The 19,647-nt window shown below is 59.9% G+C and carries 17 protein-coding genes and 1 pseudogene; 3 read left to right on the top strand and 15 right to left on the bottom strand.

The genetic code is table 11. The features are described from left to right. Positions 1-39 precede the first annotated feature (39 nt). Complete coding sequence (locus J2Y83_RS05005; RefSeq protein ID WP_253393554.1) at positions 40-282, bottom strand: hypothetical protein; 243 nt, start codon at positions 280-282, stop codon at positions 40-42. A gap of 12 nt (positions 283-294) precedes the next feature. Next, a complete protein-coding gene (locus J2Y83_RS05000) occupies positions 295-774 on the bottom strand; it encodes a hypothetical protein (protein ID WP_253393553.1) in 480 nt (159 codons plus the stop codon). 400 nt (positions 775-1,174) lie between these two features. On the opposite strand from J2Y83_RS05000, the pseudogene J2Y83_RS04995 reads away from it, so the two are divergent. Then, positions 1,175-1,429 (top strand): annotated as a pseudogene (locus tag J2Y83_RS04995) (transposase); the annotation flags it as partial. 474 nt (positions 1,430-1,903) lie between these two features. Here J2Y83_RS04995 and J2Y83_RS04990 read toward each other — a convergent pair. Next, positions 1,904-7,606: a membrane-targeted effector domain-containing toxin gene (locus J2Y83_RS04990; protein WP_253393552.1), complete on the bottom strand. Its 5,703-nt coding sequence runs from the start codon at positions 7,604-7,606 to the stop codon at positions 1,904-1,906. 158 nt (positions 7,607-7,764) lie between these two features. Between J2Y83_RS04990 and J2Y83_RS04985 the strand changes: the two genes are divergently transcribed. Beyond that, complete coding sequence (locus tag J2Y83_RS04985; RefSeq protein ID WP_253393551.1) at positions 7,765-8,334, top strand: PadR family transcriptional regulator; 570 nt, start codon at positions 7,765-7,767, stop codon at positions 8,332-8,334. Further along, positions 8,331-9,098, top strand: a complete 768-nt coding sequence (locus J2Y83_RS04980) for a siderophore-interacting protein (RefSeq protein WP_253393550.1) — start codon at positions 8,331-8,333, stop codon at positions 9,096-9,098. The genes J2Y83_RS04985 and J2Y83_RS04980 overlap by 4 nt, the downstream gene beginning before the upstream one ends. Positions 9,099-9,112: 14 nt before the next feature. Here J2Y83_RS04980 and J2Y83_RS04975 read toward each other — a convergent pair whose 3' ends face one another. The 12 genes from J2Y83_RS04975 to J2Y83_RS04920 all read right to left on the bottom strand — a co-directional run bounded on the left by J2Y83_RS04975 (position 9,113) and on the right by J2Y83_RS04920 (position 19,524). Beyond that, complete coding sequence (locus J2Y83_RS04975) at positions 9,113-10,084, bottom strand: fimbrial protein (RefSeq protein ID WP_253393549.1); 972 nt, start codon at positions 10,082-10,084, stop codon at positions 9,113-9,115. A 195-nt stretch (positions 10,085-10,279) separates the two neighbouring features. Then, a complete protein-coding gene (locus J2Y83_RS04970) occupies positions 10,280-11,245 on the bottom strand; it encodes a fimbrial protein (RefSeq protein WP_253393548.1) in 966 nt (321 codons plus the stop codon). Positions 11,246-11,343: 98 nt separating this feature from the next. Beyond that, a complete protein-coding gene (locus J2Y83_RS04965; RefSeq protein ID WP_198729777.1) occupies positions 11,344-11,892 on the bottom strand; it encodes a fimbrial protein in 549 nt (182 codons plus the stop codon). A gap of 11 nt (positions 11,893-11,903) precedes the next feature. Then, entirely contained in the window at positions 11,904-12,383 is a 480-nt protein-coding gene (locus tag J2Y83_RS04960; protein WP_198729776.1) for a fimbrial protein, read from the bottom strand. 13 nt (positions 12,384-12,396) lie between these two features. Beyond that, positions 12,397-12,891, bottom strand: a complete 495-nt coding sequence (locus J2Y83_RS04955; RefSeq protein WP_253393547.1) for a fimbrial protein — start codon at positions 12,889-12,891, stop codon at positions 12,397-12,399. A gap of 10 nt (positions 12,892-12,901) precedes the next feature. After that, positions 12,902-13,474 carry a fimbrial protein gene (locus J2Y83_RS04950; RefSeq protein ID WP_253393546.1) on the bottom strand — a complete coding sequence of 191 codons (573 nt, stop codon included), beginning with the start codon at positions 13,472-13,474 and terminating at the stop codon, positions 12,902-12,904. A gap of 21 nt (positions 13,475-13,495) precedes the next feature. Then, positions 13,496-14,257, bottom strand: a complete 762-nt coding sequence (locus J2Y83_RS04945; RefSeq protein ID WP_198729774.1) for a fimbria/pilus periplasmic chaperone — start codon at positions 14,255-14,257, stop codon at positions 13,496-13,498. Beyond that, positions 14,254-16,857: an outer membrane usher protein gene (locus J2Y83_RS04940; RefSeq protein ID WP_253393545.1), complete on the bottom strand. Its 2,604-nt coding sequence runs from the start codon at positions 16,855-16,857 to the stop codon at positions 14,254-14,256. The genes J2Y83_RS04945 and J2Y83_RS04940 overlap by 4 nt, the downstream gene beginning before the upstream one ends. A 19-nt stretch (positions 16,858-16,876) precedes the next feature. Further along, positions 16,877-17,437: a fimbrial protein gene (locus J2Y83_RS04935; protein WP_253393544.1), complete on the bottom strand. Its 561-nt coding sequence runs from the start codon at positions 17,435-17,437 to the stop codon at positions 16,877-16,879. A 50-nt stretch (positions 17,438-17,487) separates the two neighbouring features. Then, positions 17,488-17,997 carry a fimbrial protein gene (locus J2Y83_RS04930; RefSeq protein WP_253393543.1) on the bottom strand — a complete coding sequence of 170 codons (510 nt, stop codon included), beginning with the start codon at positions 17,995-17,997 and terminating at the stop codon, positions 17,488-17,490. Between the two features lie 665 nt (positions 17,998-18,662). Further along, entirely contained in the window at positions 18,663-19,286 is a 624-nt protein-coding gene (locus tag J2Y83_RS04925; protein WP_253393542.1) for a Pr6Pr family membrane protein, read from the bottom strand. A 4-nt stretch (positions 19,287-19,290) separates the two neighbouring features. Further along, on the bottom strand, positions 19,291-19,524 hold the full coding sequence (locus J2Y83_RS04920) for a VF530 family DNA-binding protein (RefSeq protein WP_010212838.1): 234 nt from the start codon (positions 19,522-19,524) through the stop codon (positions 19,291-19,293). Between the last annotated feature and the right edge of the window lie 123 nt (positions 19,525-19,647).

The following is a 19,647-nucleotide window of genomic DNA, read 5'->3' as shown; positions in this document are numbered from 1 at the left end:
ACCGGCTGACCTCGGTGAATGAGCGCAAACGCCTCCCCTTCAGCCAACCCGCTCAAACCGCCGCCGCTTCAGGAACAACCCCACCCCCAGCGCAACGGCAAAGATCGACAGCAACCCCAGATCAAACCCTAACAAGCGGATTTGGCCCGTAGCAACGCAGCCGGCCGCGCCCCCCACCACTAACAGCACCCCTAGCCATTTGCGAAGCAGATATGCCTTGAGAAACCGGTCGAGCAGAAAGAACAGCACCAGGGCAATGACCAGTTGGATAATTTCAGACATGTGCATCTCCAGTCAGGTCTTGATGATCAGTGTCGAGCTGGAGCGTTGCGGGCCGATGCCGCCGCTGACCTGCGCCTCGATGCTGACCAGTACGTCGCCGGCATGATAGGTGGGCAAGATTTCATTGGCGTACATGCGCACACCGGCGCCTACAGGAACACCGACGTATGGGGAGGCCACAGCAGAGGTGGCACCAGCGAAGGCACTGGCAGCAAGGTTAGCGATCTTGGTGCGTTGGGCATTGAGAACATCGCCCTGCTGCCGGGTCAGCGGCTTGGAGATGCCGATCATCATCACGCACGGCAGGCTCTTGGCCAACATCTTGTCGTACACCTCGACGACCTTGTTGTTGACCTCATAGTGGGCTCGTCCTGCCTCGCCAAAATGCAGCTCGCGCAGGCGCCCGCGTTCGCTGTCGGTGAGGGTGATCTGCGATACGTTGAAAACGATCCCGTGATTGCCCATGTATTGAAAAGTCCCTTCGAACTTCATTGCACGCATCCTTTCGAGCCAAAGGCGGGGATTCTCTACAAGGAATGCATCGAACTCAAATCATTTCGCCCTTGCCGGCAACGTGTGTTGGCTGGACGCTTACGCTTTCTTGCCAAAGCCGCAAAACAGGTGTCAGACCACAGTCACAATACTGTTGGTCTGCCGCCTATTTTCGCTCGTTCTCACGTCCGCTTCGGCCATACAAAGTCACACCTCCCCCCATCAGGCACCCGCTCCAAATAATCCTGATGCTCCGGCTTACTGAACATGTTTGAGCTTGATCACCTGCTCGATCAACAACGCTTTGCTCGACTGCTCGGCGTGGCTCTCACAGATAATCGGCCCAGTGACCCCGCCTATCCCTACGCAGCCGCCCATTCACCTGCAAAAACAACTGCCTAAGGCGACTCTGCTGGGAATCAGCAAACGAGGCGATAAGAACCTCAGAAGATTGTTGGTGCAGTGCGCCAGGGTTTACATGCTTAGGCTGAAATATCAGCACGGCGCTCTGGCCGATTGGGTGCGCTCAATGCTCTGTCGTCGCCACTCGAACGTCGTGGCATGCGCTTTGGCCAACACGCTGGCACGAATCGCATGGGCGATAGCGGCTCACCATACGCAATTTGAAACCGGGCCAGAGGCTTTAGCTGCCTGAAGCTGATGTTGTGCTGTGCTAAGAATCACCCACCTAGGTTTTGCGATGACTGAACAATCGATGACGTGAACGGCCCACCGGCCTGGCAAAGAACCTGTGTCGAAAATCGGCTTTTCAAGCCGGTACACTTTTAAGGATTGCCAGGCGCGACTCTCATTGTGGCGCGGAGCGTGCTCCAACCAGACGCCGGATAGATTTAGGCAAGCCAACTAACCATCACTGATCAGCATTGCAAAAAAGGGGGTGACCATAGATTTTCGACTTTGGCGTCGGGTCGCATCATGAGGGGCTGGCACCAGAAAAGAATCGGGAGCACAGCACCGGATTTAAACTTGAGGCTTTGAATGTGTGGGTGATGGATCGCTTACAATCACCATCGTCGGGTGGGCTAGAATATCGCAATTCGTCAATGATCTGGACAACGCAGTGGACTCCCCTTCCCCCCTGCCGCATGCCGACAGGGGGGGGCCAGACCTACTGGACGTGCGTGAGCTTGAGCACCTGATCGAGGGCGCTGAGCAGTCGTTCGAACACGGTAAAGCGCTCGTCCTTCAGTTCTGCCCAGCGTTCGATGAAGAAGCGGCCTTGATCGTCGATCTGGATCGGCGTGGTGAGGATCTCGCCACTGCGCGAGTGATGCACCAGGTTCACTTCGTGGGGTGAAAGCTGCTCGACCATGAACTGTCCCGGTCGCGTCAAGCGTGAACGATCGGCGGGCACATAGGCGGGAGGAGGACGCTTGCCAGGGATGCCGACACTCAAGGTGAAGTCGCTGCGGATCGCCGTCAACCGGTTGGGGTACAACGACGAGCCGTAGGCCACTGTCCACTCCAGCCCTGAACGCAACTCGGTGGTCGTGCCCGTCGGTACATCGAATGTCCGCAGGCTGATCGCGCCTTGCGTTTGGGCCACCCCGGCAATCCCTTCGACCGGATACACATGGCCGTTCCCCATGTGCGCCACCCACTTGTGCGCGCCCTGGGCGACCTGGTCTTGACGGATGACCTCGCTGGCGAAGAAGTTGAACATCGACGTCCGCGACGTGCGCGGTTCGCTCATGCCCTTGGTGTAGTAGCTCGATACGCAATCCAATGCGCGGATGCGCAAGCCGTGCTTGCCCGCCACCTCCACCACGCTGGTGTAGGTGTGCGGCCCCAGGTACTCGATCATGTGGCCACGGTCGAGGGTCCACAGGTGGTCTTTGAGCGGTTTGGCCAACACCCCGGTTTGATGGAAGGCATCCAGGTGCGCCTGGTGCAGGTCGGTGAACAGGTGCTCCATGTACAGGGTTTTGACCCCCTGCGCCTTGAGTACGCTCATCTGATCGATCAGCAGGGCTTTGCTCGATTGCTCGGCGTGGCTCTCGCAGATGATCAGCCCTGGGGCGTGTTGGTAGCTGCGTTCGATAAAGTCGGCAGGCGTGGTGTTCGCCGGCAGGTCCGGCAAGGTGGGCCGGGGTGGCAGTTCATGGGTTTTGAAGAACTCCTGCGCGCGCTTGTTCAGGCGGTCGCGGGTTTTCCGGAAGGCGTTTTCGGCGGCGGCGATTTTCGGGTTGAGGGAGCCGTAACGGGTGTCGAACGGATGCGGGTCTTTGCCCATTTGGTGCAGTTCGTGGGTGAACCGTGGGTCGATATCGAAGTCGCTGAAGGTGTTAGCCGCGCGGGGTGCGCTGAGGAACACAGGGGGCGCGCTGTAGGAGGTTGGCAGGGTCAGCTTGAAATCGGCTTTGGCCAACGGGTCGTCGGCGATCGAGCCGGGCACGTCGTTCCAGATGCCTACCGGCTGGCCGGCGGCGACGTCTTCAACGCGCACACTCAGGGTCTTTTGCAGGTCGGCCAACCCTGGGGTCTGTGTGTGCGTGTTGAGGCGGCGGCTGTCGACCAGCGCGACCCAACCTTCGCTGGGTTTTTCGGCGAGGTCGGCCTCGATCAGTTTGTGGGAATAAAAATTGCGCTGGGCGTTGGGTCGCGGGCTGACCATCGCACCGTTACTCAGGTTGAAGGCTTTGTCCACCTCGTAGCCGGTGGACGCATCCAGCGCACAGACGGCGATTTTTTCGCGGCGCGCGGCAAGGATCAGGGCGCGATAGGAGTGCGGCGAGTCTTTGGCGATCCCCAGGGCTGCCTCGACTTTTTTCAGATAGTCGCCGATGTGCCTGTAGCTGCCGCCGGCGTTGAACTTGTCCAGTTTGGCCCGGAACAAGTCGCCCGGCAGGTATTCGATATACAGGCGCCGCACGCCCTGCTCGTAGAGGGTGGGCATGTTGTCGATCAGCAGTTGTTTGGCGGCGAGCGAGCCAGGCACCGCGCCCAGCACCAAGCCTTGGTTTTCCTTGAAGGCGCTTTCCAGGATATGCCGATGGCTCGCGTTCACTTCCAAGGCCAGCACATCGGCCCTGGGGACGATGGGTTTGAGCTGGGCGAAGAAGGTGTCGGCGTCGCTGCGCAACTGCAGGTATGCCTTTAAATACGGAGCCCGTAGCGAGCTCATTTCATAGGTCAGCAGGCTGTCGCGGGTGCCCTCGCCTAACAACTGATCGACACTGGAGAGTTGCCCAAATTCCAATGTCATCACGGTTTCATAGTCCTTGGCCTGTTCGATCGGCACTTCATAGCGCTGCAACGCGTGGGGTGTCGGCAGCGCGCGTTTCGGCGCGCCGCCGGTGAGGCCCGAGCGCACCCAGCGCCCCTCGACCGTCTGGTTGACCAGGCGCGCGGTCGACAACAGTTTGCCGCTCACCGGGTCTTGGCGAAACAGCAGATAGCGGCCCAAGGCATCGGGTTGCTTGGGCGCCCATAACGGCCGGCCTTCGAATAGTACGGCCTGCATAGCGGCGGGCGCGGGGGTCGGGGGCTGCAATTGTTTGATCAGCGCCATGGCCTCGCGCGGCGCGGCTGGGCGCATGAGGTGGCGCATCGGCCGCACCAGCGGGCCGATGGACTTGAGTGCCGGGCGCAGGTCGGTGAACACCGCGCCAAGGCTGTTGCTCAGGTAGCCGACGAAATGTTGCAGCGCGGCGTCGGTGTCGCCCTGGTTGTAGGCGTGCAGGGCGAGCATGCCGTCCTTGAGCGCCAGCAGCAGGCCCAGGCTCAGGCTCAACACCGGGAACGGCGCGGTCGCAATCGCGATCAGCGGTTCGAGGCAACGCCAGACCAGGCCCATGATCATGTCAGTGCGATTGACCGTGGTGGCGGCGACGTCGTCGATCTTGCGTTGCAGCTTCATGTCGTGCAGCAGGTGACGCAGGTCGAGCACGGGCGGCACGCGCTCGATCGTGTCGTAGCGCGCCAGGCTCAGGTCGGTGCTGTTGAGGTCTGCGGGCAGGCCGGCCTGGGCGGTTTGCAGAAAATGCCGCACGCGCACCTGGGACTGCACCGTGACGCGGGTGCAGAAGTAGTCGAGCATGCCGTCGACTTTTTTCAGCAGGTAGTTGAACTGCCTGGCTTCACGGAAGAACACGCCGTCCGGGGCCTGCGGCGTATAGAGCAACACCGGGTTCGCGGCGTGGCTGAACAGCAGGGTGTCGATCACCCAGTCGCCGTCGATCATCAGGCGATGCACGCGGTAGGTGCTGCGCGTCTCGACCGAGGTGTCGTCCAGGCTCTGGATGGCGCGCTCGAGCCAGTCCAGATCGACCTGGACGATATGGCCTTTGAGGCGCGACTCCAGCGCCGCGCTGCGCAACTGCAACTGGTTGATGGCCAGCGTTGCATCGCGGCGCAGGGCATAACCGGGGCTGGTGGGGTTTTGCAGTTTGGCCTGGACTTCATCGGCGTAGCGCTGGCCGATCCACACGCCGCGCACTGACAGCTCGACGTTGCGCGGCGTGAGCTTGCTCAGGTCGACCCCGGCCGGGCCCATGAAGGTGGCGACGGTTTCGAACTTGGCGTCGAGAAACCCCAGGGATTCCTCATAACCATCGCGATACAGCCGGGTATAAGTCACGGACGCGGGGCGCGTTAACGCCGGGAAGTTTTTGGGGTATTGCACCCACACCGTATCGGGGTCGACATCGTTTTGCCGCTGGCGGCCAAGCAGGGTATTGAGCTGTGCCTTGGCCTGGGCATGCAGGAACCGCTCGAAGGTGATGAAGCGAGCGTCGGACAACGGGTGCTGTGCGTAGGTGTTGGCGGCGCCTTCGGCCTGCTCGGCCAACAGCGTCAATTGTCGGCGCTGGGCCTCGCTGGCCGCGCGGTACCACGTTGGGGTGCCCCAGTGGTAATCGTCGGTCTGCACCGCCAGCAGTTGGCCGCGCAAGGCCTTGAGGCAGTCGGCGTGGCTGCTCGCCTCGCTGAAGGTGACGTGACGGTATTCCTGGTGTGCCGGGATGAAGCCCAGGCCGGTCATGAAGGTGTGCAGGCCCGCACGGGACTTGAGGGCGACTTGCTCCAGCAGATAAGCGCGCATGGCGTCGTCTGCACACCACGCGAGGAGGTGGGCCTGGCACAGCACTTCTGAGTCGAACCCATGAAACTGCTGGGCCTGGGGCGCTTCGGGGGTACACAGCAGCAAGCGCGTGAGGCCGCCCTGCTCGTCGCTCTCGCGCAGCAGCCAGAGGTCTTTGAGCACGTAGCCATTGAGCGCCACGCTGCTCGCGCGCAGTTGCGCGTCGGTGCCGCGACGCAGGCGGGTAAAGCGTTGATAGTCGGCCTCGGTGATGTGGTGTTGCAGCATGGCGGTGTAGGCCAGGGCATTGAGGCGGCGGTCGAGCATCTGTTCGATGGCGGCATGGATCTCGGGTTTGGCGTAGTACTCGCGCCGCACGGTTTCAAACGCCACACGCGGTTTGAGGGTGTCGAGCAGGCCGACCAGATAGTCGGCGGTCAAGTCTTGATAGGCCTCGGGCAGCGGCGCGTCGCCATAGGTGAAGGAGGTATTGAGCAAAAACGTCGACCCGGCCAGTTCGTCGCCGCTGTGCAGGCCGCGCAGCGCCAGCTCGGTCAGGCTGTGTTTTTGTTCGTAGGTGCCGACCCTGGCCACGCTGCGACGCGTGCGCACGTGCAGGCGGTCGGGGTCCAGGTCGTTGATTTCCAGGTCAGTGGCCAGTTGTTCGAGCAACTGATAGCGCGCCAGGGTCTGCGGCGAGGCGGCATGGCCGAACAGGTTCAGCAGGGTTTGCCGAGCCTCGTCGTACTCGGTCAGGTGCCGCGCCAGAGCCTCGCGTTGGTGGCTGGGGGCGTTGCGGTACCAGGCCGGGGCGCTGTGTTCCAGGCAGCGGTCCAGCAGGCGTTGGGCGCGCAATTCCAGGCGCTGACTGAAGTCGGGCAACGCGGCGCGTATCGCAGCGTCCAGCTCGGCAAGCAGGTGTTGGGCGCTGGGGCCGGGGTTGTTCAGAGCCCAGTCGATATCCAGCGCGCGCTTGGCCAGCCGGGCGTCGTAGGTGTGTTCGCACAGCGGTTCGCCATCGATGGCCGCCAACAGCAGAGGCCAGACGCCCATGACGGACAGCCCCTGGTATTGGCGCGGCAGCAGGCTCATGAACTCCTTGCGCCAACTGCCGACCGCCATCGCTTCGCGCAGTCGGCTGTTCATCTCGGCCAGCGAGCCAAACGACTCGAAGCCACGGGCCGGGGTAAACAGCACCACGAAGCCGACGTCATCCGCAGCGGTCAGTTGCGTGACCATGGGGGTGTTTTTTTCGGTCAGCACAAAGGCCCCGGCGAATTCGATCGTCTGCGCTTGGTAGGTGAAGGTCAGCGCATAGATGCCCGGTCGAAAGCTCGGCCCCAGCCCCAGGTTCTGCACCAGCCGGGCTTCTTCACGATGCAGCAGATAGTCCTGAATGTTGAGTTTGGCTTCCAGTTCCAACGCAACCAGGCCCGCGTCGTTGGCCATGAACGTGCGCAGGCTTTTGCTGCCCAGCACACCGACTTCGTCCAGCTTCTGCAACTGCGGCGTGAGGTCGCGTTTGAGCGTCGCCAGCCGTTGCTTGCCCTCGTCACTCTGCAGGTCGGCCTGGGCCACATCGGCGTACAGCGCACGATTTTTTTCGACATGCGCTTGCGTGTACGCCTTGAGCGTCTGGTTGAGTTTTTCCAACTGCTGCAACTCGATGGGGAGCGGCCGTTTGGACAGTAACGGGGTGTCGGTTTCGAGTAACTGGTGACCGATCTGATGCAGATAGCCCCGTATTTCCAAGGAGGTCGGCGAGTAAGGGGGGGAAATCAATGTGCTCATCGCACTGGCTCCATGCACATGGGAAGGGCTATCAGCATGCTGGGCGCATCACGCGAGGCGGTGGTAGTTAAGTAGGGCCGCGACCATTGGTCGACTGATCTTGAACGGCCTTAAGATATATCTTAAGTTATATCTTAACCAGAACGGAGAGGCCCAAAATGAGAGAGCATGATTCCCACCACCACGGCGACGGCCGAGACGGCTTCGAAAAACGCCCCGGCCGCGAACGCGGCGGCCGCGGCCCACGCGTGTTCGCCCCCGGCGACCTGAAGTTGCTGTTGCTGGCGTTGATCGCCGAACAGGCGTGCCACGGCTACGACTTGATCCGCCAGATCGAAGGCCTGTTCGACGGCGCCTACAGCCCCAGCCCCGGCGTGATCTACCCCACCCTGACCTTTCTTGAAGAAAGCGAATTGATCAGCGGCGACGCCGAAGGTGGAAAAAAACGCTACACCCTGACCGACGCCGGTCGTCTTTCTTTAGTTGAGCAGGCGATTGCACTGGAAGGCGTGCGCATGCGCATCGATGTCAGCAAACGCTCGCTGCGCGGCCATGATCGCCCGCCGGAAATCCACGAGGCGGTGCATAACCTGCGCCATGCCCTGCAACTGCACCATGGGCGCTGGAGCGCCGAAGAAATCGCGCGCGTCGCCGCGTTGCTCAACAGCACCGCCCGCGCCATCGTCGACGGCCCGGCCGTTCAACCTGTCCAGGGGAAAACCCAATGAATACGCCCGTCATCCATCGCGTCACCCACGAAATCAAACGCCGTCGCCTCGACGTGCTACGGGTGGTCGATATCACCCCGCGCATGCGCCGCATCACCCTCGGCGGGCCTGAGCTGGCGGGGTTTGTCAGCCTGGGCAGTGACGATCACATCAAGCTGATGTTCCCGCAGAACGCCGCCGAGCAGGCCGCGCTGCAAAGCCCGACGTTCAGCATCAAGGGCGATGGCCCGCAGCCGGCGATGCGCGACTACACGCCACGGCGTTTCGACCTCAGCCTTGGCGAATTGGATATCGACTTCGTGCTGCACGGCGATGGCCCCGCCTCCACCTGGGCCGAACAGGCCCAAGTCGGTCAGCACCTGTACATCGGCGGCCCACGGGGCTCGATGATCGTGCCGGATATCTTCGACAGTTACCTGCTGATCGGCGACGAAACCGCCCTGCCCGCCATCGCCCGCCGCCTCGAAGAACTGCCGACCGGGCGCAAGGTGCTGGCGGTGATTGAAATCGCCGATGCGGCCGAGCAACAGGTGCTGCAAAGCGCGGCCGAGGTGGAAGTGATCTGGGTGCTACGCGGCCAGGTTGACCTGCTCGACACCGTGCGCACACTGACGTTGCCGAGCGGCGCGCTGTACACCTTCGTCGCGATGGAAACCAAGCTGTCGCGCCAGGTGCGTCGGGTGTTGCTGGACACGCACAAGGTCGATGAAGCGTTCCTCAAGGCCGTCGGTTACTGGCGTGCCGAGGGCAGTGAGGAAGAATGAGCCTGGCGCGGGTGTTACGGCACCCCCATCACCAATACCCCGCTGCCGCTGGTGGCGCCAGCGGCAGGTAGCGACCCCGCGCGCCGAACCAGAGAAAACGTCACATCGTCGCCCCCCACGCTGTTGGTAATGTGGGTCAGGAACGAACCGTTGACTGGAACCGCAGCCCCCCCACGGAGAAGGGCAGTGCCCACGTCCGGATTGGTCATCCTCAGCAGGCGTGTATCGAACGATGACGGGCTGCCTTTGTAGGAAATGGTTATCGGCGTGGTAATCCCGCCGTCCGGGCATGAGTAGGTAAGCCTGCGGTCGCTGCGAATCGTCGTGGTCAACGGATCGGCGCCGATGGCCCGCTGGTGGACGTTGCCGAAATTGATCTCGATCGGGTTGTTATTGTTGATCGTGCAGGTTGATGGGGAGATGGAGAAGTTATTGGCGGCGATATACGTCAGGGCAAGCGCTGAACTGCCGGAGTTATAATTATTGGTCTGGTCGAGGTTTAACCTTCCGAGGACATCGCCTATTCGAACATCGATGGGGTTAGTCGGATTGTTGCGTATCAAAATATACGGCGTTACATCCACCGGAACCCCTACGCCGTTATTAGGCATGGTCGTCATTCGAATACCATTCGGAACAGGGGTGTTGTAGTAGCTTCCATTTATGCGTAGACCGGTGCCTTCGCGGGTGAATTTGGGACCGGGCACCCAGGCGGGACCGACTCTTGCCGACGTTGCCCAGTAGTCCGTATACCAGGGCTGGCTACCACCAAAACCGGAGAATCGGCACTCCAACCTCACCCCTTCGAGCATGATCCGGGTTCTGTCCGCCCCCAGCTGGACGGTGACAGGGACTTGCAGGTTGAGCGTCCCGCCGGCGCCTACAAAATTCCACGGCCCGCCATTTACACGACAATCCGTTGCTCTCGCGATCGTACTGAAACCCATCAGGACGAACAGCGCCATCGCACTATAGAGTTGTTTCATTTTGATCTCTCTTGCGTCTCTACCCAGGCATTGCCCAGCGAACATTCAGCCGGCGCTTTAAAGCCGCCCTGGGGTGAGGTGAGGTTTATCTGAAGCGGTTTCCGGACTACGAGTGGCGGGTCACCACAACGGTTGTTCCAGCGTAAAACTAGGCCGCTGGTCGCCTCGACTAAAACGAGCAAACGAGTGGGAATGTCACGGTACCCCCATCACGAGTACCCCGCTGCCGCTGGTGGCGCCAGCGACAGGTAGCGACCCCGCGCGCCGAACCAGAGAAAACGTCACATCGTCGCCCCCCACGCTGTTGGTAATGCGGGTCAGGAACGAACCGTTGACTGGAACCGCAGATCCCGCACGGATGAGGGCGGTGCCCACGTCCGGGTTGGTCATCATCAGCAGGCGTGTGTCGAACGACGACGGGCTGCCTTTGTAGGAAATGCTTATCGGCATGGTAATCCCGCCATCCGGGCATGAGTAGGTAAGCCTGCGGTCGCTGCGGATCGTCGTGGTCAACGGATCGGCGCCGATGGCCCGCTGGTGGACGTTGCCGAAATTGATCTCGATCGGGTTGTTATTGTTGATCGTGCAGGTTGACGGTGTGATGGTGAAGTTGTTGGCGGCGGTGTAGGTAACCGAGATCCTTGCCGTATTGGCGTTGTAGTTGTTCGTGGCGGTGAGACGCAGGATTCCAAGCGTATCCCCTGCTCGAATATCGATCGGATTGGACGGATTGTTGCGTAGCAGAATATAGGGCGTGACATCGATCGGATAACCTCTCAGGTCATCAGGCAGCGTGGCGAACCGTATTCCATTCGGGATAGGAATATTTCGGTACGTTCCATTGATTCGTAAACCGGCCCCTTCTTGACTGAATTTGATACCCGGTACCCAGGGGGTCCCCGCCGAGCTACCCGTTGCCCAGTAGTCCCGCCGGGAAGACGGGCTTTGCGAGCCTCTGGAGAACCCACATTCAAGCCGTGCGCCTTCCATCATTATCCGTGTACGATCTGCGGCCAAGGTCACCGTAACAGGGACCCGTAGGGGGAGTTCCCCGACTATCTCTGTCCACTGTCCGCCATTCACACGGCATGTAGCGGCGCTTACGATCGTACTGAAACCCATCAGGACGAACAGCGCCATCGCACCATAGAGTTGTTTCATGTTGATCTCTCTTGCGTCTCTACCCAGGCATTGCCCAGCGAACATTCAGCCCGCGCTTTAACGCTGCCCTGGGGAGAGTTGAGGTTTGTCTGAGGCGGTTACGGATAGTCCAGCGTAAACGTCGAGGTCACCGTGAACAGGCCATGCCCGATGGTTTGATCCCTGATCGCATCCGGCTCGCCCTGCACATAGGCCTTGAGTTCGATGACATTGTTGCCATTACTCAACACCTGTTCATCGCTGACGGTATTGAGCGGCAATGGCTTGTTGCTCGGCGTCTCTAAACCGACCCCAATACCTGACGCACCGCTTCCACCGTCCAGCGCGAACAATCCGGGGAGCGCCATGTTTTCCCTACCGCCGAACGTAATGGTGACCGTGTTGCCAATCGTGGTGTCGCAGTCCTCCAGGTGCAGTTTGAAACCCTTCCCCTGTGAGCGCGTGTTGATATAGAGGTGCTTGCTGGTAACGTCCCAGAGTTCCAGGGTGATGGCCTCGTCGCCAGGGCGGATCGTACAGGCCTCCTCAACCAGGTTGCCCTTGAAACTCAGGTTGTCCGCCGCCTGCCCCGCCGGGATCAGGCCGAAGATCAACAGCCATGCCAGTCCGGCACATGGCCAGCCTTTATGAAGCATTTCATGTCGCATGGGCTCAACTCCTACTCGTATTCGGCCAATAGCGTGGCCACCGCCGTAAACCTTGCCGGGGCCAGAACTGCACCCAGCGGTTTGACCGGTACGACTTCCAATACCGGCGGCGACGACAGGGTTATCTCCAGTGGCGTATTGAGTGGAAACGGCAGGTTATTCTGAAAAATCCGAATGCCCAGTTCAGGCACATTGGTCTGCACCGCCGAGCCGTCGAACACCGTGGGCGTGCCGTTCACACTCAACTTCAGCTCCCACGGGAGCGTGGCAGGGCTGCAACTGATGGTGTAACCGAGCCCCCTGCGGTATTTCACGCCGTCGACTCGCTTGACGCCGACGTCCCCAAAGTCGACTTCGATTGTGTTGCCGCCATCGATCGTGCAAGGAGGAGGCTCGTTCAGCGTTCCGCTAAAGGTCAGGTTGGCCGAAGCACCACTGCAAAGGCCGATGGACCACCAGACGAGCAACGCTCGCGGTTGCCAAAATGTCATTGATCGTTCCTCTTCATTGGTAATCGACCACAAGGGTGGCGGTCGCATCAAATGCGCCTCCCGTCAGCTTGCTGCCCGCCCGTTTGACCGGCACCGCCTGCACCACCGGAAAGTTCGGATAGGTAAAATTCACCGCCGTATTCAGCGGCCAGTCAGCCCCGTTCACGAACAGCTTGACCCCAAGATCCGGTTTGCGGGTCACCAGCACACGATTGTCGAACGCAGCCCCCGAACCCTTGAGTTCGAGGGTCAACGCGTTGCTGAAGGGAGAGTCGCACCTGACGGTGTAAGGCACGTCTCGACGATAATTGACCCCGTCCACCCGCGACGTCAGCAGGTCGTTCCCAAACGGCACATCGAGCGTACTGCCGTTGTTAATGACACAGGGCGGCGGCGCGATGATGACCGCGCGGATGGTCAGGCTGGTTTCAGCTTGCACGCCTTGGCCGACAGCCCACAGCAGGCTGCCAGCGATAAGAATGGCCCACGGGCCGGTTGAGGTTGCCATCACTCTGCCCCTACTCATAATTGAGCCTGAAATCCACCACGGCCCGAAACGCCCCACTGGTCAACGCCGCGGAGGTGCGCGTGGGTTGAACATTCCAGGTCTGGACATTGCCGCCCAGGGGTAAAAACAACGGTTCGCCCCTGGCGCCCAACTGCACATCCCGCCCCAGTGCATCGGTCAATTGCAGGCCCATCCCGGTGACGCCTTGCACTTTGACCAACCGCGGATCATCGGCATCGGCGGGCGCGGAAAACGCCACCGACAGCACGGGTTGAAAGGCACTCCAGGTCAGGTTCCCGGTACGTTCACTGCGGATGCTGCCTGCGGTGCGGTGGCAATCGGTAAACCGCAGCTGAAACGCCACCGGTTTTGCCTGATCGCCGGGACGCTGCAACTGGCTGGTCGACACGGCGCCCAGGTCGACCGTTTGATGGAGTGAGGCCATCTCCAGGCTGCAGGGGGTTTCATGCATGGCCCCGGAAATCTTCAGCAACCCATTCATGCCCTCGACATCCTCGGCCTGTGCGCCCCCCGCAAAGACCAGTAACAGGCCGCCCAAGACCTTCACATTGCGCGACTTCATGACGTTCTCCAGCAGCAGGCACTATTCATTAGGCGTCGATACTTGCGAGTTGACCTTGCAAGTATTGCCACCGCAGGTGAATGCCAGTACCGGACGCCCGCCGTAATCATTCACATAGGCCAAATAAGGCGTTGTGCCGAGTACGGTGGCCGTTGGCCCCAAGGTCAGCGTGCCTTTGGGCGGAACCATCAGGGGTTCGAAGCCCGGTACGGTTTTACCGTCCTTGGTGCTGCGCGCATCCACCAGGGTCACGTAGTAAGGCGTAGGGTTATTCACCTGGTAACGCTCGCCTTCGCGGGTAAGGGTCAGTTTTTCCTGCCACGGGTTGGATAAGTCTTGCTGGCTTGGCGCAATGGCTTGCGGCCGATAGAACAATTTAATCCGGGTCTGCAGCGCAATTTGCAGGGTGTTGGCCTTATCGCTGCGCGGCGGAATTTCCCGCAAGTTGAAGTAGTAGACCGTCTCTCGATCCTGCGGTAACGATTTGGCCGCCGGCAACGCCTGAACTTTCACCTGGCTTTGCTTCCCTGGCTCCAGGCGTTGAACCGGCGGGAGCACGATCAAGGGCGAGGTGATTTTTTTGCCCTCTTCGTCCTCGATCCAGCCCTGAGCCAAATACGGCAACTGGGTGTTGTTGTTGGTGATGTTCACGCTGGTGGCCTCTTTGCCACCATCAAAAATCACTCGGGTACGATCCAGGCCAACCGCCGCGTTGGCGCTCTGGCTCAAGCCCAGGGCCAGCAGCGTGAAGGCTTGGAGTGTGAGGCGCGTTTTGAGCATCATGAGGATGTGTTCTCCATATCGGTAGGCTTCCCGGTCAGCTTGGCTGGCTCGGGCAAGGATTGATCAGTGGCTACCCTGCGGCAGCCCAGTTGCAGGGCATGGGTCAAGCCATCGGCGGGCAAAACGCCTGGGAGCGTGAGGACGCATCGTTCGGCCCCACCCCAACTGACGATCATCTCTTCGCCGGGCTGAATACCGCTGAGGTAGACATTGCCGCCGTCATTCACAATCCCGGTGTCCTGCTGTTTGACGTTCTTCACCGTCGCGCCGAAGGGCGGGGAACTGCCATCCGGCAGGCGCAGAACCGCCATGGCCTTCTGGCCGGAAATCACGTCCAGGAATCGATAACCGATCGCCCCTTCGGTGAGCGTCAGTTGCGTGACGGATTGAGTGGCTTCGACATTGCTCGGCAAACTCTCCAGATCGACACTGGCCGCCGTGCGCTGATAGCTGCCGATATCGGAAATGACCGCTTTGCCGAAGGCGTTGCTGCGGGTCGGCGCGCCATAACCCCGCACAGGCACATCGGGCACACCGGCGGTATCGACCATCAGGCGGGTGCCGCCCGTGCTGTTGGTACGATGCAGTGCCGCACCGTAAGGCGTGAGCGTGCCGCCACCACGCGCCGAGACACTGAGGCTGGTGTAATCGCCTTGTTGTTTACTGGCGGCGAGATCGATGTCTGCCTGGTCACCGATATGACTCAGATAACCACTGGCAGCGTTATCGCTGGCACTGAGCTGGTAGCTATTACGCTCATCGAGGCGATCACTGTAGCGCGTCGAAAAACTGTTCTTGCCTGCCGCCCTATTGGCATCCAGCGACAGCGTGCCGCTGCGCCCCAACGGCAGACTGACCGTCAGCGCCATGCCGTTATCCTTATAGTTGTATTCCTGAGTGCGATACATATTCAGCGAAACGCTCAAGTTCTTGACGCTGCCAACATTGAAGTAGCGTGACATCGACACGTTCCAACGCTGAGTGGCCGGGCGCTCCCAATACGTTTGTTTGTTGTAACTCAGGTAAACCGTGGCATCCAGATCCCGAAACTGCTTATTCAGCGTGGCCGTATAAAGTGCCTTGCTGCCACCAATCGGTTTCCAACTGCCGCTGTACTCACTGTCTTTGTCGAGCCCGGCGAGTTCGCCGTTTCTCCCGTAATGTCGAGCATCGAGGTATTCACTCATGCTCAAGTAGTTCTTCTCGGAAAAGCGGTAACCGGCAAAGGTGACTTGGCTGTCGTATTCTTCAAACTTCTTGGAGTATTGAAGGCGGTAGGATTTCCCCGAGAGCGTCTCATTCCACACACTCGCGTGCGACTGAGTTGCATCCAGCGACACAGCACCGAACGCCAACAGGTCACGACCGGCACCGACCGACAGCGCACGGTAGTTGTTATCGGTTATACCGCCGCCATACAACGACCAGCCGTTACTGATGCCCCACGAGAACTCGCCACTGCCGAAAAAGTCACCATCGCCGCCGTACTGAAGATTGGACGGTCGCCCACTCGCCAGTTTGTAACGCACTTGTCCAGGCCGCGTCAGGTAGGGAACACCCGCCGTATCGATCTGGAACGTGTGGACCGAACCATCCTGCTCTTCCACCCGCACATCCAGCCTGCCGCTCACGGCGTCATTCAGGTCCTGAATACGAAACGGTCCGGCCGCGACCAGCGTTTCATACAGCACACGCCCCTGCTGGCTGATGATGACCCTTGCATTGGTCTTGGCGACCCCGACCACTTCAGGTGCGTAACCGCGCAAGTTGGGTGGCAGCTGGCTTTCATCCGAGTTGAGTGCAGCACCGGTAAAACGGAAGCTGTCGAACAGGTCCGAATACAGGTAGTCCTCACCCAGTACCAGGCGCGCTTTGAGCGCAGGAATGGCGCGATAGGCATAGTAGCGACTCCACTCCAGCGTCGGATGCCTGGCCGCCTGATCGCGGTCTCTGTCGACACGCCCCTGCCAGTCCGCCCGCAGGCGCCAGGCCCCGGCATTGGCGCCCACGGTGCCGTTGCCACTGAAGTTATGGCGGACACTGTCATTCTTTTGGTGACTGGCTTGCGCCGTCACGTTGTAGTCAACCAGCAACCCCGGCACCCCCTCGTCCCAGCGGGAGGGTGGGTCCCAGTTGATGGCGCTGTATTCAAGGTAGGCCTGGGGGAGGTTGATGTTCAGCGTGGAGGTGGCCAAATCGCCGGCGACTTCCATACCCGGCAAGCCTTGAATATCCAGGCACTCCCCGCCTTTCCACCAGGTGAGCCCGGCAGCGCCGGAGGCCTTGAGGCCCAACTGCTCCACAAGAGCGCGCGACACACAGGCCTGACTGCCTTTGGGGTCATCATCGGGGGGATAAAACGTCACCGATTGCTCAGAAATAGGCTGGCTATTGATCTGCACAACCATCGAGTAGGTGCCCGGCAGAATAAACCCACTGCGAGCAAACTGAGACAAGTCAATATTGGTGCGGTCAACGAGATCAAGAACATCGGTATTAAACTCGATATCCCCTGCACCCAATGCAGTTCCCACCGCTGACATCAACCCGCCAAACAGGCTTGGGCGGAGCGTTTTTTTGATCTTCGACGCATTCAACATGAAAACAACCCATCACTGTTCAAAAGTATTCCAACTTGAACCGCACCGCAGCAAGGTGAGCGCCAGGCACCAGCGGCAGTCCGTTTCCAATCAGGCGAAGCGTGTAGTGAAGTGTCATGTCACCTTCAGCCAACGGCAGCAGAGGCATCGGCTCACCCGGAACACTCTCTTGACCAGCCGCGTCCCAGATATGAAGGGCAATCCCCTCTGAATCGCCGAAGGCAGCAAAGGAGCGACCGTCTCTATCGCGAGCCCCGTCAAAGGTCACTTGCAGATGCTGCCAATCCGGCAGACTGACGCCTGGCCGCGACGGGTCGGGGCGACTCAATGAGCAATTGACCAGACGCAGCTGGAAGGGGTGTGGTTCGCCCATCGTATTTCGCAAGAGCCGACCTATGGGTTCGGGAGCCATCTCGATGGATTGATCGGCACTGACCAATTCCAGCCCGCAAGCTGAGTCAATGATCTCCCCCCCCAACGTGACGACCCCGGCGCCTTGCGCAGGCTCCTGCGCGAACACGCTAGGGTTGATGAACATCGTCAATGAAGAGGTGATAGCAAGGCGTATGAATGTTTTCACCGTTTTCTCCCGCCAGCGTCCCCCGCCACCTTAAGTGGCGGGGGGAAAACTCACTGATAAGCCAAGGTGAAATTGGTTACCGCGCTGAAACTGCCAGGGACGATCGGGTCCGCAGCGGCGCCTTGTACATAGGCACCGAACTCCAGGGTGTTATCACCGACGACAATGGCCTGCGGAGTCGTAGGGACACCCAGCTCAACGAGTTTGTTGCCATGCGTCATCATGATGCCGATGCCACCCGCACCGCCGACCGTGCCGATCGCGCCAGGCACAGCGCCCGAGGGTGCACCGGTGAAGGTGGTCGTCACGGTGTTATCAGTGAGGCCAGTCAAATCGCAGCCTTCAAGTTCAATAAGCATACGTCGGGCTTCAGACTTGCCGCCGCTTTGCAACTGATGCTTTGCGATCGCCCCCAGGTGAACGGTCTGATCGACGGAGTCAGGCTTAATGGAGCAAGCCCCCGAGTGGACCGAGCCGATGAACGTAACGGTTCCATCCGCCGCCTGAACAACGGATGCCGAACCCATCAGCAGCCCGATAGACAACAGTGCAGTTTTCATTTTGCTTTTCATTTACCAGTACTCACACATTAATAAAAAGAAACCCTGCCGCAGCAGTGCGTAGGACTCATCAAACAAGCGACGAACAGGTTTCAACTTCCTATTTCACCTCGACAACAATTGGGATCACGCGATGGCGCGCAAAACAGTCTTTTCCAATTATTTGTATTGCAAAACAGGAGTGCGTTCGAAGCGAGACAATTGTCTAGGTCTATCACGAGCAAGTAAGCCGTCTGTTTCGCAAACTTGCGTAGCCTTGTTACACCCAGACACATAGGAAAACTATGGCGTTTTGCCAAAACTTTAAAAGTATCCGTAGGAAAACGGCTACATGAAGATTAATGAGAATCTATCAGCAACTAACAAGTATGTAAGAACAGGATTACACGCGCAGAAAATAGCAGCACTTACTTGGCCAAACCCACTAAATAATTAAACAAAAAATGAGGAGAGGAAGCCGCGCGCGAACGCCACTGTGGGCGATGCCGATGACGGCGAATGCGGGGGGGTTGATAGGGTAGATGTTCGGGCCGGCAAGCCCACATTGGAGCGTGTTCTCATGAACAACTCGGTCAACGGTGGGCGCCGGACTTGCCCGCGATAGCGGTGTATCAATCACAACAGGCTCGTCTGGCCCCCTGCTATCGCGAGCAAGCCGCGCCTTTTTATCGGGCCTGCTTGAGCCATGTGTCCAAGCCCACCACCGCCAGCGCAATCAGCACAAACCCCGCCAGAATCCCCCCGGCATTCACGAACACCTGTGGATAACCGAGGGTACCGACGTCGAAAAACGGGTACTGGTACTGCCCGAGCAAATCCCCGCGCAGCAGCACATAGGCGAAGTACACCAGCGGGTACAGCACCCACAGGCCAATGTGCCTGAACCGCAAAGCCCCCTTGGGCACGCAGCGCCACCAGTAGACGACAAACAGCAGCGGCATCACGTCGTGCAGCAATTCGTCGGCGATGAACTGGAACCCCTCGGGCTGCCACAAATGCCGCAGCAACAGGTTATAGGCCAGGCTCACCAGCACGATGCTGACGGCAATCGCGCTGCTGACCCTGGGCGCCAGGAAAAACCGCTTCGCCGCTGAATCACGCTCAACCACGGCGTAGCTCAGCACCACCACCACCAGGGTGTTGGTCAGCACCGTGAAGAAGCTGAAAAAGTTGACCAGCCCGCCCAACAGGCTGGCGCCCGTCGACCAGCGCGAATAGAAAATCAGGTATTGCTGAACCGCCAACCCCACCCAACCGGCCAGGGCGGCCGCCGCTACACAGCGCTTCATGGGTTCAGTCCAACGGGCGTTTGGTGCGCATCAGTTTCACGTACAGCCCTTCGACTTTCTCCCGCGCCCACGGGGTTTTGCGCAGAAACGTCAGGCTCGACTTGATGCTCGGGTCGCTCTTGAAGCAGCGAACATCGATGCGCTCGGCCAAACCACTCCATTCGTAGTGTTCCACCAGGGTGGTGAGGACGTGTTGCAGAGTCACGCCGTGAAGCGGGTCGTTGCTTGTCGCGGTCATGCCAGGCCTATCGCAAAAAGAGGAAATACAGCCACGCACCTTAGCCGACGGGGCGAACAGGTGGAAGCACCGCATTGAATATAGCCCCTGGGGAAAAGTTGCTCTTTTCAGAGCAAAAAGAGA

Origin of the sequence: Pseudomonas marginalis (genome assembly GCF_024169655.1) — a bacterium.
Lineage (GTDB): Bacteria > Pseudomonadota > Gammaproteobacteria > Pseudomonadales > Pseudomonadaceae > Aquipseudomonas > Aquipseudomonas paraveronii.
This window is presented reverse-complemented; position numbering and strand designations above follow the sequence as displayed.

Bases quoted from the DNA above. Each gene is read 5' to 3' on its own strand.
- J2Y83_RS04980 (WP_253393550.1), top strand. From the start codon at position 8,331: ATGAATACGCCCGTCATCCATCGCGTCACCCACGAAATCAAACGCCGT.
- J2Y83_RS04945 (WP_198729774.1), bottom strand. From the start codon at position 14,257: ATGATGCTCAAAACGCGCCTCACACTCCAAGCCTTCACGCTGCTGGCC.
- J2Y83_RS05000 (WP_253393553.1), bottom strand. From the start codon at position 774: ATGAAGTTCGAAGGGACTTTTCAATACATGGGCAATCACGGGATCGTT.
- J2Y83_RS04970 (WP_253393548.1), bottom strand. From the start codon at position 11,245: ATGAAACAACTCTATGGTGCGATGGCGCTGTTCGTCCTGATGGGTTTC.
- J2Y83_RS04965 (WP_198729777.1), bottom strand. From the start codon at position 11,892: ATGCGACATGAAATGCTTCATAAAGGCTGGCCATGTGCCGGACTGGCA.
- J2Y83_RS04985 (WP_253393551.1), top strand. From the start codon at position 7,765: ATGAGAGAGCATGATTCCCACCACCACGGCGACGGCCGAGACGGCTTC.
- J2Y83_RS04960 (WP_198729776.1), bottom strand. From the start codon at position 12,383: ATGACATTTTGGCAACCGCGAGCGTTGCTCGTCTGGTGGTCCATCGGC.
- J2Y83_RS04930 (WP_253393543.1), bottom strand. From the start codon at position 17,997: ATGAAAACTGCACTGTTGTCTATCGGGCTGCTGATGGGTTCGGCATCC.
- J2Y83_RS04950 (WP_253393546.1), bottom strand. From the start codon at position 13,474: ATGAAGTCGCGCAATGTGAAGGTCTTGGGCGGCCTGTTACTGGTCTTT.
- J2Y83_RS04975 (WP_253393549.1), bottom strand. From the start codon at position 10,084: ATGAAACAACTCTATAGTGCGATGGCGCTGTTCGTCCTGATGGGTTTC.
- J2Y83_RS05005 (WP_253393554.1), bottom strand. From the start codon at position 282: ATGTCTGAAATTATCCAACTGGTCATTGCCCTGGTGCTGTTCTTTCTG.
- J2Y83_RS04940 (WP_253393545.1), bottom strand. From the start codon at position 16,857: ATGTTGAATGCGTCGAAGATCAAAAAAACGCTCCGCCCAAGCCTGTTT.
- J2Y83_RS04920 (WP_010212838.1), bottom strand. From the start codon at position 19,524: ATGACCGCGACAAGCAACGACCCGCTTCACGGCGTGACTCTGCAACAC.
- J2Y83_RS04955 (WP_253393547.1), bottom strand. From the start codon at position 12,891: ATGGCAACCTCAACCGGCCCGTGGGCCATTCTTATCGCTGGCAGCCTG.
- J2Y83_RS04925 (WP_253393542.1), bottom strand. From the start codon at position 19,286: ATGAAGCGCTGTGTAGCGGCGGCCGCCCTGGCCGGTTGGGTGGGGTTG.
- J2Y83_RS04990 (WP_253393552.1), bottom strand. From the start codon at position 7,606: ATGAGCACATTGATTTCCCCCCCTTACTCGCCGACCTCCTTGGAAATA.